Genomic DNA, 17,350 nt, shown 5'->3' with positions numbered 1-17,350 from the left:
CCCCGGGCAAGGGCAGGGCGCGCCCCGGGGCACCCGGCCCCGAAAGGCCCTGTACCCCCTACTCCCCGTCCTCCTCCAGCGCCGCGTCCAACCGCGCCCGCGCCCCCTCCAGCCACCGTCGGCACACCTTCGCCAACTCCTCGCCCCGCTCCCACAGCGCGAGGGACTCCTCCAGCGACGTCCCGCCCGCCTCCAGCCGACGGACGACGTCGATCAACTCGTCCCTCGCCTGCTCGTACCCGAGCGCCTCGTCCGTCTTCGTCATACCGCCCACCTTGCCATCTCCGCCGCCGCCCTCATCGCCACTGCTCACGCCCGCCCCCTCACGCCTGTCCCTTCACGCCCATCTCCTCACGCCCGCTCCCTCACGCCCCGCCCCCTCACGCCCCGTCCCCGTCCACCCGTACCGCGAACTCCCCCTCCGCGACCCGCGCCCGCAGCCGCGTCCCCTCCTCGACGTCCCCCGCGGACCGCACCACCGCCCCGTCCTCGCGTTGCAGCACCGCGTACCCCCGCTCCAGCGTCGCCGCGGGCGACAGCGAGAGGACCCGCGCCCGGGTGTGCGACAGCTCGGACTCCGCGCGGTCCAGCAGGTGCCCCAGCATCCGGCGGCTCCGCTCCACCAGCGCGTCCACCTCCGCCTCGCGGTCGTCCACCATCCGGTGCGGCCGCTCCATCGAGGGGCGGGCCAGAGCGGCGGCCAGCCCCCGCTCCTCCCGGTCCAGCAGCCCCCGCACCGTCCGCAGCGCGCGGTCCCGCAGCGCGGCCACCTTGTCCAGCTCCTCGCCCACGTCGGGCACGACCTTCTTCGCCGCGTCCGTCGGCGTCGACGCCCGGAGGTCCGCGACCAGGTCCAGCAGGGGAGCGTCCGGCTCGTGCCCGATCGCCGACACCACGGGCGTACGGCACGCCGCCACGGCCCGTACCAACTGCTCGTCCGAGAACGGCAGCAGGTCCTCCACGCTGCCCCCGCCCCGCGCCACCACGATCACGTCCACCTCGGGCAGCTCGTCCAGCTCCTTCACCGCCTGGACGACCTGCGGCACCGCGTGCACCCCCTGCACCGCGACGTTGCGCACCTCGAAGCGGACGGCGGGCCAGCGCCGCCGCGCGTTCTCCAGCACGTCCCGCTCCGCCGCCGACGCCCGGCCCGTCACCAGCCCCACCAGCTGCGGCAGGAACGGCAGCGGCTTCTTGCGGTCCAGCGCGAACAGCCCCTCCGCGCCCAGCGTCCGCTTCAGCTGTTCGAGCCTGGCCAGCAGCTCCCCGATCCCGACCGGCCTTATCTCCGCCGCCCGCAGGGACAGCTGCCCCCTGGGCGCGTACCACTCCGGCTTCGCGTGCACCACGACCCGCGCGCCCTCCGACACCACGTCGGCGACCTGGTCGAAGACCTGCCGGAAGCAGGTGACGCTCACCGAGATGTCGTACGAGGGGTCGCGCAGCGTCAGGAACACCACCCCCGCCCCTGGGCGCCGCGACAGCTGGGTGATCTGCCCCTCGACCCACACGGCCCCGAGCCGGTCGATCCAGCCCCCGATGAGCCGCGACACCTCGCCGACGGGCAGGGGCGCTTCCGCGGATGTACTCGTACCGGCCATGGAAAAGAGCGTATCGGCAGGCTGTGACAACGCCCCCGAGCCGTCACGGGCCCGGCCGCGGCCCAGTTACGGCCACCGCCCCGTCCCAGCCGCGCCCAGTCACGGGCCCGGCCGCCGCCCCGTCACGCGCCCCCGCTGTCCGCCGCCCCCGACCGCCGCCCCCACTGCACCCCCAGCACCACGAGTCCCACCGCCAGCCACACCACGCCCACCAGCTGTGCCGTCACCGACGCCTCCACGATCACCGCGATCAGCACCGCGGCGCCGACCACCGGCAGCACCACGTGCTTCAGCGGGCTGAAGGCGCCCTCCCCGCGCCGCACGGCGAACCAGCCGACCACGCTCGCGTGCAGCAGCACGAACGCCGTCAGCGCGCCGATGTCGACCACCGACACCAGGTGGTCCATCCCGTCGTCGCGCCGCGCCGCCCACACCGCCGCCACCAGCGTCACCGCCGCCGCCAGCAGCAGCGCCACCCGCGGCACCCCCTCGTCCGTACGGGACAGCGCGCGCGGCAGCCGCCGGTCCCGCGCCATCGCGAACAGCAGCCGCCCGGCCGCCGCCTGTCCGGCCAGCGCCGCGAACGCCGCACCGATCGCCTTGCTCACCGCCACCAGGTTGTGCAGCCACACGCCGACCGACGCCTCCACGGCGTTGTAGAACGCGGGCCCCTGCTCGGCGGGCTTCGCGGCCAGCTCCGCGGACGACAGCGGCTCCAGCAGCGCCACCAGGTACGTCTGCGCCACGAACAGCGTGCCCGCCACCACCAGACAGGTCAGCACGGCCCGCGCCACCTTCCTCGACCCGCCGGTCACCTCCTCGGCGAACGAGGCGATCGCGTCGAAACCGAGGTACGACAGGACCGCGACCGACACGGCGCCCAGCACGGCCCCCATGGAGAAGCCCAGGTCACCGGTGAACGGCGACAGCCAGTCGCGCTGTGCCCCGTCCCGGACCAGCGCCACCACCGCCGACACCACGAACACCAGCAGCACCACGATCTCCATCGCCAGCACCGCGAGGCCGACCCGGGCCGCCGCCCGTACGCCCTTCAGGTTCAGCAGCGTCGTCACCACGACCGCGATCGCCGTCCACACCCACTGCGGGACCGACGGCACGAGCGCGTGCATCGCGATTCCGCTGAACAGGTAGGCGACGGCCGGGATCAGCAGGTAGTCCAGCATCGCCATCCAGCCGGCGATGAAACCGGGCCCCTCTCCGAGGCCCTTGCGCGCGTACGCGAAGACCGATCCGGCCTGCGGGGCGACGCGCACCATCTGCGCGTAGCTGAAAGCGGTGAACGCCATCGCGACGGTGGCGACGAGGTAGACGAGCGCGACGGCGCCGCCGGACTTCGCGTCCAGGGTGCCGTACACCCCGACCGGGGCCATGGGCGCGATGAACAGCAGTCCGTACACCACCAGGTCCCGGAAGCCGAGGGACCGGCGCAGCCCGCCGCCCCCGGGGGCGGGAGCCGGGGGGCGGGGGGCCGTGGGACTGGTCATCGTGCGCCTCCGAGTGCTTCGTTCACGCCCAGTCTGGGCACCGGGGGGCGCTTTGGCGCGCCGGGCGCGGCCTTACGATGGAGGGCATGACTGCTACGACTCCTGCTTCCGCCCGACGAGTCCTCCTCGCCGCGCCGCGCGGTTACTGCGCGGGCGTGGACCGTGCCGTGATCGCCGTGGAGAAGGCGCTGGAGCAGTACGGTGCGCCGATCTACGTACGGCACGAGATCGTCCACAACAAGTACGTCGTGCAGACCCTGGAGAAGAAGGGCGCGATCTTCGTCGAGCAGACGGCGGAGGTCCCCGAGGGCTCCATCGTGATGTTCTCCGCGCACGGCGTCGCGCCGACCGTCCACGCCGAGGCCGCCGAGCGCAGGCTGGCGACGATCGACGCGACCTGCCCGCTGGTCACCAAGGTCCACAAGGAGGCCGTGCGGTACGCCAAGGAGGACTACGACATCCTCCTGATCGGCCACGAGGGCCACGAGGAGGTCATCGGCACGTCGGGCGAGGCGCCGGACCACATCACGCTGGTCGACGGCCCCGACGACGTCGCCAACGTGACCGTGCGCGACGAGTCGAAGGTCGTCTGGCTCTCCCAGACCACGCTCTCGGTCGACGAGACGATGGAGACGGTCGACGCGCTCAAGGAGAAGTTCCCCAACCTCCTCTCGCCGCCCAGCGACGACATCTGCTACGCCACGCAGAACCGCCAGATCGCGGTGAAGAAGCTCGCCGAGGACGCCCAGCTGGTGATCGTCGTCGGCTCCAAGAACTCCTCGAACTCCATCCGCATGGTCGAGGTCGCCCTCGACGCGGGCGCCCCCGCCGCGCACCTGGTGGACTTCGCCGACGAGATCGACGAGGCGTGGCTGGAGGGCGTGACCACGGTCGGCCTGACCTCCGGCGCCTCGGTGCCCGACGTCCTGGTGGACGGCGTGCTGGAGTGGCTGGCCGAGCGGGGCTACGGCGACGTGGAGACGGTGAAGACGGCCGAGGAGTCGATCACGTTCTCGCTGCCGAAGGAGCTGCGCAGGGACCTGCGCGCGGAGGCGGCGGAGCTGTCCGGGAAGTAGGGCGCCCCGGACTTCGGGAAGTGGGCGTTCGGGAAGTGACTGTCGGTCCCGCGTCGTAACGTGGGGTCCATGCAGATCTTCGGCGTGGACATCGGCGGATCCGGCATCAAGGGCGCCCCCGTGGACCTGGAGCGGGGCGACCTGGCGCAGGAGCGGCACAAGGTGCTGACGCCGCGGCCCGCGACGCCCGACGCGGTCGCGGACGGCGTCGCGGAGGTGATCGGGCACTTCGGCTGGTCGGGCCCGATAGGCATCACGTTCCCCGGAGTGGTGACGGGATCCACGATCCGTACGGCGGCCAACGTCGACAAGAGCTGGGTGGACGTGGACGCGGCCCGGCTGCTGGGCGAGCGCGTGGGCGGCCTGCCGGTGACGGTGCTCAACGACGCGGACGCGGCGGGCGTCGCCGAGATGACGTTCGGCGCGGGCCGGGGCCGCAAGGGCACGGTGGTCCTGCTGACCTTCGGCACGGGCATCGGCAGCGCGCTCTTCCACGACGGGGTCCTCGTCCCCAACACCGAGCTGGGCCATCTGGAGCTGCACGGCCACGAGGCGGAGAAGCGCGCCTCGACCAAGGCCAAGGAGGACGAGGAGCTGAGCTGGCAGCACTGGGCTCACCGGGTGCAGAAGTACCTCGCGCACGTGGAGATGCTGTTCTCGCCCGAGCTGTTCATCGTCGGCGGCGGAGTGAGCCGCAAGGCGGAGAAGTTCCTCCCGCTGATCGAGGGCGTACGCGCGGAGCTGGTCCCGGCGCAGCTGCAGAACAACGCGGGGATCGTGGGAGCGGCGATGGCCGCGGGGGCGCGGGCCTAGCGACGGGCCCCGGCGCGACAGCCCCCAGCGGCCCGGAGCGCCCCGCCCCACCCGCTCTACCTGCCCTCCCCGCTCTACCCGTGCCGCTCGGCGACCTGCCGGGGGCGGCGCGGAGGTCCCGGCTGTCCCTGGCGTCCCGGCCTGCCGCCGCTGCCGCCCTGGCCGCCGGGCCTGCGGGCGGGCCGGGGCTGGCGTGCCTGGGCGGACTGCCCGCGCCTGCGGCTCATCAGCCGTACCTTGCGTACGGTCGAGATGAGCCCGGCCACCAGCGTGCCGCCGTACAGCCACCCTGCGTGCAGGGCGAGGGCGGTCACGACGCCCATGGCCTGCGCGCCGAAGCCCTCGCCGCCCGCGGCGACGGGCACGATGCCGACCGCGAAGGCGATGGGCACCCCGACCGGGGCCGCGACCAGGTCGGCCGGGCGCACCCAGAGGGCGGTGAGCGCGCAGACGGGCAGGAACAGCACGCCGTACACCGCGGGGGAGCCGTCGAACAGCAGCCAGTCGAGGCAGCCGAACAGCAGCATGAGGGCCGAGGCGAAGAGTCCCGCGCCGAGCCCGGTCAGCCGGGGGTTGGGCAGCGCGCGCAGGCGGCGCAGCAGGAGGGCCAAGGGGGGCACGGGCCGCGCGGCACCGGAGCCGGTACGGGCCCCGGTTCCGCCGCCCGTACCGGCCCCCGACCCGGTCCTGCCCGCGCCGACGGCCCCGCCCGGCTTGTCTCCCGGCTTCCCGCCCTGCGGGGGAAGAGGGGGCCGGGGGCGGGTCCGGCGCTGCGGAATACGTGTCCTGGGTTGCTCCACCTGAACAACGTAGGTCGCGAGATGGGAGGAATCCGGCGCGGGACACGCCCTTTGGTCGACCTTGGCGGTGAGTTCGACGACTACGGGCCGGGAAGCCCCCCTCGTGACGGCCCGGCGCGGCTCTTTGTGACGGCCCGGCGCGGCCCCTCGTGACGGCCCGGCGCCCGCGGTCGGCGCCCGCGTACGGCCGCCCGTAAACTGAGGGACCGGCCCCACCGCCCAGGTCCCATCCACTCTCCAGGAAGTCGCCAACGTGTCGCTCACGATCGGAATCGTCGGCCTGCCGAATGTCGGCAAGTCGACCCTGTTCAACGCCCTGACCAAGAACGACGTGCTGGCGGCCAACTACCCGTTCGCCACGATCGAGCCGAACGTCGGCGTCGTCGGCGTCCCCGACCCCCGCCTCGACAAGCTCGCCGAGATCTTCGGCTCCCAGCGGATCCTCCCCGCGACGGTCGACTTCGTCGACATCGCGGGCATCGTGCGCGGCGCGAGCGAGGGCGAGGGCCTGGGCAACAAGTTCCTCGCGAACATCCGCGAGTCGGACGCGATCTGCCAGGTCATCCGCGCGTTCAAGGACGAGAACGTCGTGCACGTCGACGGCAAGGTCTCGCCCAAGGACGACATCGAGACGATCAACACCGAGCTGATCCTCGCGGACCTCCAGACGATCGAGAAGGTCCTCCCGCGCCTGGCGAAGGAGGCGCGCATCAAGAAGGACGTCGCGCCCAAGGTCGCCGTGGTCGAGGCGGCGAAGGAGATCCTGGAGAAGGGTGACACCCTCTTCTCGCAGGGCTACGTCCAGGGCACGGACAAGACCGAGCTCCTCCACGACCTGCACCTCCTCACCACGAAGCCGTTCCTCTACGTCTTCAACGTGGACGAGGACGAGCTGACGGACGAGGCGTTCAAGGCCGAGCAGCGCGCCCTGGTCGCCCCGGCCGACGCGATCTTCCTCAACGCCAAGCTGGAGGCGGACCTCGCCGAGCTGGACGACGAGGACGCGATGGAGCTGCTCCAGTCGGTCGGCGCGGAAGAGCCCGGCCTGGCGACGCTGGCCCGGGTCGGCTTCGACACCCTGGGCCTCCAGACCTACCTGACGGCAGGCCCGAAGGAATCCCGCGCCTGGACCATCAAGAAGGGCGCCACGGCCCCCGAGGCGGCCGGCGTGATCCACACGGACTTCCAGAAGGGCTTCATCAAGGCGGAGGTCATCTCCTTCGCGGACCTGGTGGAGACCGGCTCGGTCGCCGAGGCCCGCTCGGCGGGCAAGGCCCGCATGGAGGGCAAGGAGTACGTGATGCAGGACGGGGACGTGGTGGAGTTCCGCTTCAACGTCTGACGGGTCACCGCGTCGCCTATCTGGCAAACATGCAGGTCAGTGAGGGTCCGACTCTTCGGAGTCGGGCCCTCATTTTTCCGTGCTGGCACGGTGCTCGCATGTAATGGGACACGCGTGCTGGTTTCAGGTGCTGTGCTGCCTGGGGCGAAAGGCTGGGGCGGGATCCGTCTACACACCCTTTTCGTGGCTCTGGGGCTCTGCGCAGATCTCGGGCCGTGGTGTTTTTCCTACTCGTTTGACACAATCGAGGTATGGCCGAGACGACGTACAGCATCGGGGAAGGGCCGGCGACACGGGTGAGCTTGTCGCTGCCGGAGGGAACCGCGGAGGCGATCCGGGCTCGGGTGGGCAAGCGGGAGTTCTCCGCGTTCATCGCCGAGGCGGTCGAGCGTGAGCTGCGCGGGCAGGTCATGGACGAGTACCTGGCGGACTACGAGAGCCGCAAGGGGCCCGTCTCCGAGCAGGCTCGTCAGCGGGCGCGGCAGGTCTTCGACGAGGTGTTCGCCGAGGAGGCCGAGTGGCCCGCCGCAGGCTGAGTCACGAGGGGACGCTCGTCCTCGACAGCGAGGGACTCTCGAAGCTGCTCGCCGACGAAGAACAGGTGGTGGCTCTGATCGCTGAGGCGCGCTCGCGCGGCATGGAGGTCGTGATCAGTGCGCTCACCATCATCGAGGCCGTCCATGCCCGTACGAACAAGTCCCGCCTGAACTGGGTGCTTTCCGGGCTGCGGGTCGTCCCGGTCGGTGACGAGGAGGCGAGAGCCGCCTCGAAGTTGCTGATGAATGCCGGGTTGCACGGACACAAGTACGCGATCGATGCGGCCGTCGCGGAGGCCGCGCTGCGACAGCACCGCCCCGTGGTCATGCTGACTTCCGATATTGACGACATGGCAAAGCTGTGCGGCGAGCGGGTCCGGCTCGTGGCGGTGTGATTTCCCTTGGTCCGGCTCAGTAGGAGCAGGGTCCGTAGGGGCTCCAGTGACCGAGGAAGGGCTTGAGGTTGTCGCCGCTGGGTTTCGGCGGCGTGGGCAGTTTCGGCGCTGAGGCCGATTCGATGAGGTTTTGGAGATGCGCGTCCGCGAACGCGAGTCACGCCTCGACTTCGGTCCGCTCCTCCCCGGGCGGAAGTGATGTGGCATGGACGCCTACTGCTGCGACGTATTCAGTCAGGCGGCTGGCCTGGTACCAGGTGTCTGCCTGTTCTCCGAGGTGTTTGACGCGGTAGGCGTGGGCGTAGGCGGCGTGGGCTTCCTGCATGGCGGCTTCCCAGCGCTTTCGCTCTACTTCTCTGGCTTTCTGGTCCGCGAGGCGTTTGCGCTCCGCGGCTTCGCCACGGAGGCCGACCTCCTGCACGATCTCGGCGAGTTGCTCTTCCAGAGGCCGGTCGGGGAGATCCGCCCATTCGCTTGCACGGTGCGGGCTGCCGCCGCGGAGTATGAAACGCAGCCGGCTAGAGGGGGTGTAGTCGAAGCGGGGGATGCGCATCCATGAGTACTTCTTGGCGTCGGCGAGTTCTTTGTCCGTCGGGACGTGTTCGCTGCGGTCCTGTTCTTGAAGGACGAGGAATCCGACGCTTTCGCCTTGGGCGGTGATGGTGAAGTGCGGTGGTGCCTTGCGGCGCCGATGGGGCGGGGGCGCGCCTTGTGTGGTTCCGAGTGCCGCCTTGTGGCCTTGTGCTTCGGTGGCGGTGATGAGGGTGTCGATGATGCGCAGGGCTCGGCCCTGGAGGGGTTTGGTCAATCCCATGGGCTGCGGCTGCTTTTGGAGGGAGGCCACGACGGCATGGGGTTTGGTGAGTCTGGCCGGCACTGGGAGCGGGGTGAGTTCCGCGAGGCGCCAGGCAGGGATGTCGACCAGCTTGATCTCGTAGCCGCGGTGGGTGCGGTATCCGTGGAGTTCCTGCGTGTGTGGGATCTTGCCGGACTTGCGGGCGGCGTTGACCCGTGACGCCCAATTCACCGCGTGCGGGCCGGATTCGATGGGCTTGATGAGACAGCCGTCGTTCGCAACCGCCAGTTCATCGAGTAGCTGGTCCGCGTAGTTCGCAAGGGCCTTCGGCACGGCTCGGGGGCGCGGCGGTGCCGGTTCTCGGGCGGGGCGCTCCGGCAGTCGGGTGCTCTGCTCCACGGGGCGGATGCCGCGTTCGATGAGATGCTGCCGCCCCTTCTCGGTGAGGTGGGCGCTCCAATACCCGCGGCGTTTGGTGACCTTGATGAGCCCTCGGTTCTGCAGGGCTTGTCCGCTGGTCTTGTACGTGCTGTCTGGCCAGACTCCGTCGGGACACCCCTGGCCCACCCAGTCGAGCACGGCCTGCTGCCGCTTGTTGAGGGCCTGTTCCATGTAGCCTCCCGCCGTTCCCTGGGTGCGCTGCTCCTGGAGGCAATTCCCTTTGCCCCTGCGGGAATTCGGGGCTGCAGAGAGGACCCCTCGTTCGAATGAGAGGTACCGGAGGGTGCGTTTGCGCCGAGAATAGTTCTTTCGAGGCAGACGGTGTGCCGATCCGACCGTGGGTCGGCGGGCAAGACCAAGAGCTCAGCCGCCGGGCGGCCGGAGCCGAGTTCCGCGAGGTGACGATGCTGGCCCGCCATGCATGCCCGTGCGAGATGAGCTTGCAAGTTACTGAATCGGTGGGGAACCTTCCTCTCCGGAGTACTCGTCGGAGTCGCCGTCGTGTGGCAGGACGTATTGTGCGGTCTTTGCCGCCATGTGGAGCGGGAGTGGAAGCCCTAGGGTCACGTTGTAGTCAGGCGCGCGGCGCAACTGGTGGGTGATGGCGGCCCAAAGCCCCGGCGCGCTGGATTTCTCTGGCACGGCGACAACCGCGATCTCCAGTGCTGACGGGTTCCATGCGTTGGTGCTCGTGTCGATGACAGGCTCCGGCTCTTTGTCTTCTTCATCCTCCGAGCGCTTCTTCCTCAGCGGGATCCGGGTGGCAATCTTCGAGGCGGTCTTCACCGCGTGCTTGGCTGTGTGGGGCTTTTCGCCGGTGCTGTAGTACACGCGGTGGTCGTCGTCGGCGCCCGGGTGGGCCCACAGGCCGCTCGCGAAGCCGTGATTGGCGGTGTCGTCGTCCGGGGCGAACCACTGGGGGGTTTCGTCGGATGCATGGTCGCGTACCCGAACATGGCACAGATTCTCGCCGTACAGGCTGATGTGCTGGGCCGGGTTGGGGCCGAACTGGAGGGCGTCGGGACGCAGCCGGCCGTTGGTCAGCCATGGCCAGTGCAGACGGGAGTTCTGTGCGTGCGAGAGCAGCAGGACGTGGCGGTCGCGCAGGCTATAGAGCATCGCCCGGATGAACTGGGCCGTCTCGGCCCGTTGATCGTCCAGATCGGGAACCCAGGTCGTGGTGCGCTTCGTCTCCCCATCCTCGGCCTCCGGCCTCGGCGCGTCCTCCTGCCCGGTCGCTCCTGTGACTTCGCCGTCCTCACCATCTTGGTCTTCCTCGTCGAACTCCTCATACTCGCCAGGGATCTCGGCGTGGCGGGCGAGAGAGAGCAGGAGTTCCGGGTACGGAATCCAGTCCCCACGGTCGGTGTCCCACCCCGTGACCGAGCTGTCGGCTGTGTTCATTTTGACGGCGACAGGGGCGGTGCGGCGTTTGCGGGTCGGCCCGTCGGCGCGGCGCTTGACCATCCATAGTGCGACGTATTCCAGGTCCTTGGGCAGTTCGTCCACACTGTGTTCCGGTGCCGTGCAGACGCCCAGTTGCCGAAGAACGTCCTTCCACGCTTGCAGAGCCCGGTGGGCGATGCTCTTCTTGGCGGCGGTGTTCCAGCGCGAGCTCGGCAAGGTGATGAACTTTGTCAACCGTCCGGCATCGGCATACCCGAGGCGTACGGCGAACTTTGGGTCCACGATGTCGGGCCGGAAGGACTTCGGGTGGCCGATCTCGACCACGACGGCCTGGAGGTCCGGTCGTTCGTCGCACTCGCACAGTTCGGCGATCTCTCGCCTACGGGCACTGATCGCTGTGGAGAGGGTCTTCCGTTTCGGCTGGCCGTCGGGGAAATCGAGTCGGGCGGCGACGACACCGGCGTCTTCCAGGTACAGGCGTACCGTCAGCTCTGGTGTCGTCCAGGTACGTACGGCCTTGTCCGTTCCGCCCGGCCCGTCCAGGCCCAACAAGACTGCCAGTTGCTCGATCAGGGCGTCACGGGTGTGGTCGTTCTGCCAGCGAGCTTCGACGAGCAGGGGCCGACCGTTGAGTACTCGTGCCAGGGCGGCGCGTCGTTCGTTGCGGCCTTCCCGTTCCAACTCCGCTTTCTGGAGGGCGCGTTCCTCCTTCGTCTTGGCTGTCGGAGACTTGGGCAGATTGAGTGGGAGGACTGGATAGCGGCTGCGGGTGAAGTCGCCGAGCTGGGTGAGGTGAGGCAGCAACGCCTCGGCTGCCCATTCGGTCAGGGGGGAGCGGTCGCGCGGCATAAGACCGGTGCCGACGCCATGGCCGCCCATCGACGTGGCATGCACGACGCCGATCTGAATGCCGTCCTTCCCGGGGATCCAGGCGTCGGGGTTCTCCTGCACTGCCGCCGCGTTTGGGAGTTCGCGAGAGAACCCGAGGCTGCTGAGCATGCCTTGGGGGCCTCCACGCGTCCACTGGGGCAGGGACGTGTTGCGGTCGATGTCCAATCGGCACACCGAGAGCCGTCCGGTTCCTGTCGACTGCCCTAGCCAGGGCGTTTGCGCGAGCAGGTACGCCGACACCGCCCGCCGATAGGGCACTGGCACGGGCCCACCGGTGCGCCAGCGGCGAACCCCGGTGCGAATATGGAGACGGAAGTCGCCGGCGAAGGGCACGGTCTGCACGGTGAGCGTGATGATGAACGAGAACTTCCACCGCATTCCATCGTCGTCCTGGTGGTCACGCGGTGGCCAGGAGACAAGCTCGGCGCCGCGTTCGGCGGCGGCGATTTTGAACGTCATCTCGACGCCCTCGAAGCGGTAGGGATCCAGCTTCGCGATGCTCTGTGCGAGGACGTCGGGCAGGAGCTGGTGAATCAGCGGGTCCGGCTCGAAGGTGCCGCCGGGCGAGGTCGTGCCCGCGAAGAGGTCGACGGTGTGTGGCTGCCAGGTCAGCCCGGCCATGTCCAGTGAGGCGCTGAGCTCGGTGGCCCGTTCGGTGATGTCCGGGTACTCCTTACGGGTGCGCGGGGAATGCAGGTCACGGATCCAGGCGTGAATGAGCTGCCGCATGACGGGGAGCGGAAGCGGCGTTTCTGCGTACAGCCATGGGGCGTTGTCCTCAAGTGTGGCGCCGCGCGCGACACACAGCAGGTCGGGTGCCACGGCACGGATGACCTCGTTGAGCCGGCGGATAGGTACCTGGTTGATCTTTTTCGGTTCGCGTTTGCCGATCCGGTAGAAGTCCAGTACCTCGGCCCGCCACGAGGCAGGGAAGGCGAGTCCGTGGGTCTGGCGGATGAACTCCGTGCCGCGGGCGGGTTCGAACGCGGTGAATCTGACGGTGGGGTAGGAGGGCATGTGAGGGGTCCCTTCGTGTACAGGGGTGAGGGAATGGCTGTGCGGTTCAGTCGGACGGGTCCGGGGCGGAGGGGACGATGCCTGCGAGCGCGGTGTGCAGGGGTTCGTACAGGGCTTTGACGAGGGCCCGGTCCAGAGCAGTGATCGGTGCAGTGCCGGGGGTCGTCTCGTCGGCCGGGGACGGAGCGAGGTAAGGGTCCAGGACGTGCCGCATGGCGAGCAGGAGACTCGTCCGCCAGGTGTCTGGCACCGCCTTGCCTGCGGCGGCCCGGGTGGCGAACGGAGCGTCGACGAAGACGACGCGGGCGGGGACGCCTCCGCGCACGAGGCGGCCGATGACCTGCCAGATGACTACCAATTGATCCCAGGTGAACGAGATCTTCTCTTCCTCGTTCAGCCGGCTCCAGGCCAGAGGGTGGTTGAGGAGGTGTCGCCACTGTGCGCGGGCTAGGGTGCGGAACTGGGCGCCGGCCTTGTCCAGGCTCGGTTGTGCGCGGACGAACTCATCGAAACTGCCGTCGCGTTGCATGCGTGCCGCCCAGTCGTTGACGGCCTGTACGGCGAGACCGATGTCGTCGGGGCGCGGGTGGGGGCGGGCCAGGAAGAACACCGAACCGATCGCGGCGACTCCCCGGTCGAGGATGTTGTGGCCCCGTTCGACGGCGAGTAGGGGAGCCACCAGGATCTCCATGCCGGTCGAGGCGAAATTGGCTACGTCGCCGCGGCGCAGGGCTACGACCGTGCCGCCGTCGGGGCCCATGGCCGGACTGGAGTAGAACGGGGGCTCCTCGTCCGCGTCGTCGGCGACCAGACGGCACACCTTTCCGGCCCACCGGGGGATGCGGTTGAGGATGTCCGCCGCGCGACGTGCCTCGTCGTAGGAGCCCGTCAGTACGAGGAGCCGTTCGCGCCTTTCGTCGTTCACGGCGGAGAGTTCCTGTTCGAACACGCTGGGCTTGCCGTCGGCGCCGCGCCGGGCGAGCCTGTCCAGCATGTGCTCGAGGACGAGCGGGCGCAAGTGGGGTTTGGTGCCGGACAGCTTGAGGGGACGGCTGTCGGGACCGGTCAGGAAGTGGGTGGTGAATACGGTCTCGTTGATGGCCGCGCGTTCGGCCAGCGGGGGCTTGAGGAGGGCTCCGACCTCGGTGAGCACGTGGTAGCGGGTGGAGCGGCCGGCCCAGCTGGTACCCGACATGAGCAGCACGTTCGGTCCGGGAAGACCGTCCGCGATGGTCAACTCCGCCAGTTGGAGGAGGAGTTCGCGGCCATTTCCGGCGCAGCGAAAGAAGCGCAGTTCGCCGCTGCGCAGCTGTCCCAGGCTTGCGTCCTCGGACAGGAACTGGAAGCCGAGGATGTTGCCCATGGGGGATTCGGGGACCAACGGCCGGTAGTCCTCGGGCGGGCGGCGGGACAGCACATTGCTCGATGCCCCGAAGTTCAAGGCGGCCTCGACCCCCGGCCACAGCTCCGTCAGCAGGTCGAGCCGGGTGTGCAGGGCGGACAACAGGAGGGTGAATTCGAAGCGCAGCACTTGCTCTTTCACGCTGTCGGGGCTCTCCAGCACAGCGTCCCCTGCAAGCGAGAGCAGTTCTCGCTCGACAAGGCGGCGGGCGTTGCGGGGGCGGATGGCGTGTAGAAGCTGACGGGTCAGCCGCACCAGCGAGTCGACCTGAGGGTCGCGTTGTTCGCGGTCGCCGAGCGGGTCGTCGCGGAACGTGTCAAGGATCGCCACGACGGCGTCGCGTCGCGCGTCGCCTGAGGAGTCTGATGTGGCCGGATGGCGAGTTTCGGGAGGTTGCGTCTCCTCGTCTCCGTCGGCGGCCTGCCCGATGTCCTCGTCCCATTCGGGGGCGGGCCGGTCGGGGGTGTCGGCCGGATCGGTGTCGGCGTCGGAGGGCTTGCCGAACCAGTCCGAGATGAGTTTGAACTGGAGAGTCCATGAGCTGAAGTAGTCGGCCTCGACCCAGTCGCGCAGGCTCCGGTGGCCCAGCAGCATGTGGTAGATGCGGTCGGCGGCGACTGTGACGGTGTGCAGGGCCGCCGTCCATTCCATGACGGTGGAGTTGGACAGTTGGATGCGTCCGCCGCGCGCCAGTTCGTCGATCTTGTGCTGGTGGATCTCGTCGAGCCAGGAGTTGGGTGTGCGCCCGGTGAGCACGGCGGCGGGGGCGAACATGGTGTCCAACTGCATCTGCACGCGGTCGGCCTCGTCGATGACGACGAAGTCGCTGCGCTGGCAGGCGAGTTCGAGGAAACGGATGCGCTCCTCGTTTTGGTGGGCGGGCACTGCGCTGTGTACCAGGGCGGCGGGGGTGGCGACCCAGATGTCCGCGGCGACGAGCTCGCGGGCACCGTGATGACGCGGGCACCGGTGCCATAGAGGGCAGCCGTGGCGCTTGCGCAGGTTCGGGGCTGGCGTGTCCTGCGATCCGTCAGTGGCCAGAGCGGTGAGCGGGCGTTGGGGTGGCCGTCGTTTGGGCGGGAAGAGCTGGGTGCAGGGAGCGGCCCGGTAGGCGAGTGGCTCCGCTGTCTCGACTCCGCGCAGGGCGTCGAGGGGGCAGGCCGTGCTGAGGTAGTCGAGGCTCAGCGCGTCGTGGGTGAGCAGGGAGGTGCCGCCGTCCTGTGTGGCGAGGCGGCGGTGGGTGCGCTGCAGATGCTGCTCGCGTGTGGTCACCCCAAGGACGGGGGCCGCCTTGAGGCCGAGCGCGGTGAACAGGGACACGAGGTGCAGGGCCTCGGCGACATCGCCCACTACCAAGGTGACGCGTTTGTCGTGGGTGGCCGCCCAGACTGCGAGGATGTCCCGCAGGGTGCTCTTTCCGGCACCGACCATTCCCAGCAGATGCAGCATCCGGTCGATTCGCAGCATCTTGTGCTCCGGTGCGAAGTCGCCCGACTCGGGCTTTCGGACGAACAGTTCGACCCTTTCCAGCCTGCGCCGCCAGTCGCCGCCGCCGGGGTCGTCGGGGCCGCGCAGCTGGTCCTCCATCCACGTGGCGGTTGCGAGGAGTTCCTCCCAGGGGGCCTCCAGTGGCTTGCCGTCCGGTGCGGCCGATGATCCGAGGGCGTGGGGCGTCGTTTCCTCGGCGGGCAGTTCTTTGGGTAGCTCCACCGAGGTCCAGGTGCGGCTTTCCAGAAAGCGCCATGCGCCGGGCTCGGCCAGTGGCAGCGACCGGGTCTGGTAAGGCGGGGCCTCGGCCAGGGCCTGGGTGTAGATGACCCACCGGTGGTGGGCGATGGATACGCTCCGCCGCCGGGGGGCGTCGTCCTTGCTGGCGAGGTGGAAGCCGCGCAGCTCGGGCGGGAGCGTCAGATAGGTGTCGAGGGACTGAGTCCACACGCGGCGCCGGCGCAGCGGCCACAGCAGGTGGCGGCCGATGCGCAGCATGCGTTGCAGTGCGGGCGTTTGGGCGTGTCCGAGTGCGGCAGCGAAGGGGTATCCGCCGAAGAGGGTCCAGCCGGCCTGTGCGGGATGCCCGGGCAGCAGCTGTTCCACCAGGCAGAGTCCGAGCTCGACTTCGCACAACCGGGCTGCCGCGAGTTCCGGCTGCGGATCGTCGGCGAAGTACGGAAGAAGGCTCGCGATGAGATCGTCGCGCCACTGCTTTTGGTCACGCATCGGCGTCCTCCGCCTGGTCGTCGGCGAACGGCCCGCCTGGGCCGTCGGCCAGGGTGGCTCGGATCCGTGCCATGAACTGCCGGTGGCTGAGCACGGTCATCGACTTGCGTACATCGGCCCTCAGGTACTTGCGGACCACGGACACGTAGTTGCGGCGCATGGCGATCCGGTGGTCGGGGACAACGAGAAACGCCTCGTCGTAGGGCGGATCTTTGAGCAGCGGCTTGGCATTGCGGCCGAGCAGCGCGGGGTTGGCCCAGTCCTTGACATCGATGGCCCATACCCGGCCGTCTGGCAGTGGGATTCGCAGGTCGTATGCGTCGTAGTTCGGCCACAACTCAGGGGCGAGGCGAAGACGCAACAAGCTCCGCTCCAGGCGCAGTTCGGCGACGCCGGGGGAGGTGACGAACAGGCGCAAAGGCCGGGTCAGTAGCAGCACGCCGCCGCCCTCGAGCTCGTCGTACGCGGGGCCGACGGGGGCGTCCCCCTGGTGCCGGCAGCGCGCGTTCTCGCACCACCAGCCGCCCTCCCGCATGGGGGCGAGCAGGGTGTGGCAGCGCCGGCACGAGGTGAACCGGCCCCCGCGGGCCCAGCCGATGGGGGCCTGCAGGTAGATCTGCTGGAGCAGTCCGTCGAGTGGAGTGAAGGTCGGCTCCAGCGCGATCTCGGCGGCCTTGTCCCTGGTGAGCACGGGATGTTCGATGAGCAGGCGCCGGAAGGCCACATAGCTGGCCGGTGCGTTGGCGCTGCGGCAGCGGTCCATCGCCAGGCCGATCAAGGCCCGGTCGATCTGCTCGGTCGCCGAGTCGGGCCGGTCAACGGCCCACTCGTAGCACAGGTCTGTGGGCACGTAGGCGCTCTCGTTGATGAGGCGGTCATCCGGGCCCGCCAGACCGTTGGGGAGGTCCAGCGGCCACTCGGTCACCGGCCGCTGGCGACACCACACGAGCAGGTCGCTGACGCTCAGGGGCGGGTCGGCACCGCGCAGCAGGCAGGCCAGCACGGTGCGGTCCAGGGCGCGTTGCGCCTCGGCCGGGTAGGGGAGGGTGAAGGTACCGAGGTCGGACAGGGCATCCAGTTCGAGGACGGCGGAGGCCACGGTGCGCAGCAG

The 17,350-nt window shown here is 69.6% G+C and carries 13 protein-coding genes; 5 read left to right on the top strand and 8 right to left on the bottom strand.

Annotated elements, in window-relative coordinates:
- Positions 1 to 58: 58 nt before the first annotated feature.
- The 3 genes from ACIBNE_RS18330 to ACIBNE_RS18320 all read right to left on the bottom strand — a co-directional run bounded on the left by ACIBNE_RS18330 (position 59) and on the right by ACIBNE_RS18320 (position 3,106).
- Positions 59 to 265 carry an exodeoxyribonuclease VII small subunit gene (locus ACIBNE_RS18330; RefSeq protein ID WP_399272630.1) on the bottom strand — a complete coding sequence of 69 codons (207 nt, stop codon included), beginning with the start codon at positions 263 to 265 and terminating at the stop codon, positions 59 to 61.
- 115 nt (positions 266 to 380) lie between these two features.
- Positions 381 to 1,601, bottom strand: coding sequence for an exodeoxyribonuclease VII large subunit (gene xseA / locus ACIBNE_RS18325; RefSeq protein WP_399272628.1), 1,221 nt, complete (start codon positions 1,599 to 1,601; stop codon positions 381 to 383).
- A 122-nt stretch (positions 1,602 to 1,723) separates the two neighbouring features.
- A complete protein-coding gene (locus tag ACIBNE_RS18320; protein ID WP_399272626.1) occupies positions 1,724 to 3,106 on the bottom strand; it encodes an APC family permease in 1,383 nt (460 codons plus the stop codon).
- Between the two features lie 86 nt (positions 3,107 to 3,192).
- Here ACIBNE_RS18320 and ACIBNE_RS18315 point away from each other — a divergent pair, with 86 nt between their 5' ends.
- Positions 3,193 to 4,182 (top strand): 4-hydroxy-3-methylbut-2-enyl diphosphate reductase, encoded by a 990-nt coding sequence (locus ACIBNE_RS18315; protein ID WP_399272624.1) that lies wholly within the window; start codon positions 3,193 to 3,195, stop codon positions 4,180 to 4,182.
- A gap of 69 nt (positions 4,183 to 4,251) precedes the next feature.
- The gene (gene ppgK, locus ACIBNE_RS18310) at positions 4,252 to 4,995 is read left to right on the top strand and encodes a polyphosphate--glucose phosphotransferase (protein WP_399272622.1); all 744 of its coding nucleotides are present in this window, start codon (positions 4,252 to 4,254) and stop codon (positions 4,993 to 4,995) included.
- Positions 4,996 to 5,069: 74 nt separating this feature from the next.
- Here ppgK and ACIBNE_RS18305 read toward each other — a convergent pair whose 3' ends face one another.
- Positions 5,070 to 5,615 carry a DUF6542 domain-containing protein gene (locus ACIBNE_RS18305; protein ID WP_399272620.1) on the bottom strand — a complete coding sequence of 182 codons (546 nt, stop codon included), beginning with the start codon at positions 5,613 to 5,615 and terminating at the stop codon, positions 5,070 to 5,072.
- A gap of 433 nt (positions 5,616 to 6,048) precedes the next feature.
- Between ACIBNE_RS18305 and ychF the strand changes: the two genes are divergently transcribed.
- The 3 genes from ychF (at position 6,049) to ACIBNE_RS18290 (ending at position 8,068) form a co-directional block, all read left to right on the top strand.
- The gene (gene ychF / locus ACIBNE_RS18300) at positions 6,049 to 7,137 is read left to right on the top strand and encodes a redox-regulated ATPase YchF (protein ID WP_399272618.1); all 1,089 of its coding nucleotides are present in this window, start codon (positions 6,049 to 6,051) and stop codon (positions 7,135 to 7,137) included.
- 251 nt (positions 7,138 to 7,388) lie between these two features.
- Positions 7,389 to 7,673: a hypothetical protein gene (locus ACIBNE_RS18295; protein WP_399272616.1), complete on the top strand. Its 285-nt coding sequence runs from the start codon at positions 7,389 to 7,391 to the stop codon at positions 7,671 to 7,673.
- Positions 7,655 to 8,068, top strand: a complete 414-nt coding sequence (locus ACIBNE_RS18290) for a PIN domain-containing protein (protein WP_037661709.1) — start codon at positions 7,655 to 7,657, stop codon at positions 8,066 to 8,068. The genes ACIBNE_RS18295 and ACIBNE_RS18290 overlap by 19 nt, the downstream gene beginning before the upstream one ends.
- A gap of 157 nt (positions 8,069 to 8,225) precedes the next feature.
- Here ACIBNE_RS18290 and ACIBNE_RS18285 read toward each other — a convergent pair whose 3' ends face one another.
- The 4 genes from ACIBNE_RS18285 to ACIBNE_RS18270 form a co-directional block, all read right to left on the bottom strand.
- On the bottom strand, positions 8,226 to 9,476 hold the full coding sequence (locus ACIBNE_RS18285) for a hypothetical protein (RefSeq protein ID WP_399272614.1): 1,251 nt from the start codon (positions 9,474 to 9,476) through the stop codon (positions 8,226 to 8,228).
- A 276-nt stretch (positions 9,477 to 9,752) separates the two neighbouring features.
- A complete protein-coding gene (locus tag ACIBNE_RS18280; RefSeq protein ID WP_399272612.1) occupies positions 9,753 to 12,620 on the bottom strand; it encodes a pPIWI_RE module domain-containing protein in 2,868 nt (955 codons plus the stop codon).
- 46 nt (positions 12,621 to 12,666) lie between these two features.
- The gene (locus tag ACIBNE_RS18275) at positions 12,667 to 16,239 is read right to left on the bottom strand and encodes a signal recognition particle (protein WP_399272610.1); all 3,573 of its coding nucleotides are present in this window, start codon (positions 16,237 to 16,239) and stop codon (positions 12,667 to 12,669) included.
- The gene (locus ACIBNE_RS18270; RefSeq protein WP_399272608.1) at positions 16,232 to 17,338 is read right to left on the bottom strand and encodes a hypothetical protein; all 1,107 of its coding nucleotides are present in this window, start codon (positions 17,336 to 17,338) and stop codon (positions 16,232 to 16,234) included. Before ACIBNE_RS18270 ends, ACIBNE_RS18275 begins: the two co-directional genes overlap by 8 nt.
- Positions 17,339 to 17,350: the final 12 nt, after the last annotated feature.

The organism is Streptomyces sp. NPDC050504 (assembly GCF_044458065.1).
Classification (GTDB): domain Bacteria; phylum Actinomycetota; class Actinomycetes; order Streptomycetales; family Streptomycetaceae; genus Streptomyces.
Note: the sequence above shows the minus strand (reverse complement) of the source record. Positions and strands in the feature narration are given on the sequence as shown.

What these genes read in the sequence shown, in the direction of transcription:
- ACIBNE_RS18280 (WP_399272612.1), bottom strand. Translation starts at nt 12,620, where the DNA reads ATGCCCTCCTACCCCACCGTCAGATTCACCGCGTTCGAACCCGCCCGC.
- ACIBNE_RS18315 (WP_399272624.1), top strand. Translation starts at nt 3,193, where the DNA reads ATGACTGCTACGACTCCTGCTTCCGCCCGACGAGTCCTCCTCGCCGCG.
- ACIBNE_RS18285 (WP_399272614.1), bottom strand. Translation starts at nt 9,476, where the DNA reads ATGGAACAGGCCCTCAACAAGCGGCAGCAGGCCGTGCTCGACTGGGTG.
- ppgK (WP_399272622.1), top strand. Translation starts at nt 4,252, where the DNA reads ATGCAGATCTTCGGCGTGGACATCGGCGGATCCGGCATCAAGGGCGCC.
- ACIBNE_RS18320 (WP_399272626.1), bottom strand. Translation starts at nt 3,106, where the DNA reads ATGACCAGTCCCACGGCCCCCCGCCCCCCGGCTCCCGCCCCCGGGGGC.
- ACIBNE_RS18330 (WP_399272630.1), bottom strand. Translation starts at nt 265, where the DNA reads ATGACGAAGACGGACGAGGCGCTCGGGTACGAGCAGGCGAGGGACGAG.
- ACIBNE_RS18295 (WP_399272616.1), top strand. Translation starts at nt 7,389, where the DNA reads ATGGCCGAGACGACGTACAGCATCGGGGAAGGGCCGGCGACACGGGTG.
- ACIBNE_RS18275 (WP_399272610.1), bottom strand. Translation starts at nt 16,239, where the DNA reads ATGCGTGACCAAAAGCAGTGGCGCGACGATCTCATCGCGAGCCTTCTT.
- xseA (WP_399272628.1), bottom strand. Translation starts at nt 1,601, where the DNA reads ATGGCCGGTACGAGTACATCCGCGGAAGCGCCCCTGCCCGTCGGCGAG.